This window comes from Bradyrhizobium sp., assembly GCF_049581145.1.
Taxonomy (GTDB): Bacteria; Pseudomonadota; Alphaproteobacteria; order Rhizobiales; family Xanthobacteraceae; genus Bradyrhizobium.
This window is the reverse complement of record NZ_JBAURI010000169.1, coordinates 1-1,983: the sequence shown is the minus strand read 5'-3', so window position 1 is coordinate 1,983 and position 1,983 is coordinate 1. Positions and strand designations below refer to the sequence as shown.

1 protein-coding gene is annotated in these 1,983 nt (G+C 61.2%); it reads right to left on the bottom strand.

Annotated elements, in window-relative coordinates; translation table 11 throughout:
- Positions 1 to 141: 141 nt before the first annotated feature.
- The coding region (locus WCB02_RS05600; protein WP_423956847.1) for an efflux RND transporter permease subunit at positions 142 to 1,983 on the bottom strand (1,842 nt) is incomplete at its 5' end.

Here is a 1,983-nt window from a genome sequence, read left to right as displayed (position 1 = left end):
TCTTGGCCTTGAAAGCGGCATCGAACTTCTTGCGTGACTTCGTCATATCCGGGCTCCATCGGTTGAGACAGAGCAGGACGCTTCACACCTTAACATATGGTCCTATTTCTGGGGTCCACTTCAAACTTCGAAATCGCTGACCTACAGCTTGGCATGCCCGACAAGCTTGGGTGCTTTCGAACCACCTTTCGACCCCTGGCGCCGGCGCCTGAGCGCGCCGCTCAGCCGGTCGAGATAGAGGTAGACGACCGGCGTGGTGTAGAGTGTCAGGAGCTGCGACAGCATCAACCCGCCGACGATGGTGTAGCCGAGCGGCTGGCGCAGCTCGGCGCCGTTGCCGGTGCCCAGCATCAGCGGCACCCCGCCCAACAGCGCCGCCATGGTGGTCATCAGGATAGGCCGGAAGCGCAGCGTGCAGGCGCGATAGATCGATTCTTCCGGATCGAGGTTTTCATCCCGTTCGAGCTGAAGCGCGAAGTCCACCAGCATGATGCCGTTCTTCTTGACGATGCCGATCAGCAGGATGATGCCGATGATGGCGATGACGGTCAGATCCAGATGCACCGCCATCAGGATCAGCAGCGCGCCGATGCCCGCGGACGGCAGGGTCGACAGGATGGTGATCGGGTGGATCGTGCTCTCATAGAGCACGCCCAGAATGATGTAGATCACGACCAGCGAGGCCGCGATCAGGATCGGGGTGCTGGCAAGCGAGGCCTGGAACGCCTGGGCGTTGCCCTGGAAGCTGGTGGCGACCGAGGCCGGCTTGCCGCTCTCCTTTTCGAAGCGCCGGATGGCGTCGACGGCATCGCCGAGCGCGACGTTCGGTTTCAGGTTGAACGAGATCGTCGCCGAGGGGAACATGCCCTGATGGTTGATCACGATCGGCGCCGGCTTGATGTCGCTTTTGACCAGCGTGCTCAACGGAACCTGCTGGTTGGTGGATGAACTGACATAGATGTCCTTGAGCGCTTCCGGGCCATACTGGAATTGCGGAGCGACTTCGAGAACCACGTGATACTGGTTCAGCTGCGTGTACATCGTGGAGACGATGCGCTGGCCGAACGCGTCATCCAGCGTATTGTCGATCGCCGACGGCAGGATGCCGAAGCTCGACGCCACCTCGCGATTGGCGGTCAGATTGAGCATCGGGCCCGCGTTCTCCTGATCGGTCGCGACGTCGGTGATCTCAGGAAGACTCTTGAACTTGTCCAGGAAGATCGCGGTCCAGTGATTGAGCTCGTTCGAATCGGCGTCGTAGAGCGTGTACTGGTACTGTGTCTTCGCGATCCGGGCCCCGATCGTGATGTCCTGCGCCGGCTGCAGATAGAGCGTGGCACCTTGAACCTTCGCCAGTTGCGGCCGCAGGCGTTCGATCACCTGCTCGGCGCTGATCTTGCGCTCGGCGAGCGGCTTCAGGACGACGAAGCCGCGCCCCTGATTGAGCGTCGGCGTCGAGCCGCCGGGGCCCATGAAGTCGCTGACGGATTGGACGGCCGGATCCTTCAGCACGACGTCCATCAGGGCCTGCTGGCGTTGCACCATCGCCGGGAACGAGATGTCCTGCGAGGCCTCGGCGATGCCGAACAGCATGCCGGTGTCCTGCAGCGGGAAGAATCCCTTGGGAATCACGTAATACAGATAACCGGTGAGCAGGATCGTGCCGAACATCACCATCAGCGTCGCAAACCGATAGCGCAGCGCGAATTTCAGCGTGCGCTCGTAGAAGCCCAGCAGGGCATCGAAGCCACGCTCGAACAGCTGGTAGAGCCGGCCGTGCCTGGTCCGGCTGGGGTCATTGAGCAGATACGCGCACATCATTGGCGTCAGGGTCAGCGAAATCACCAGCGACAGCACCAGCGAGACGCTGACGGCGACCGCAAACTCGCGAAACATCTTGCCGACATAGCCGCTCATGAAGAACAGCGGGATGAAGACGGCAATCAGCGACAATGTGATCGAGACGATGGTGAAGCCGATCTG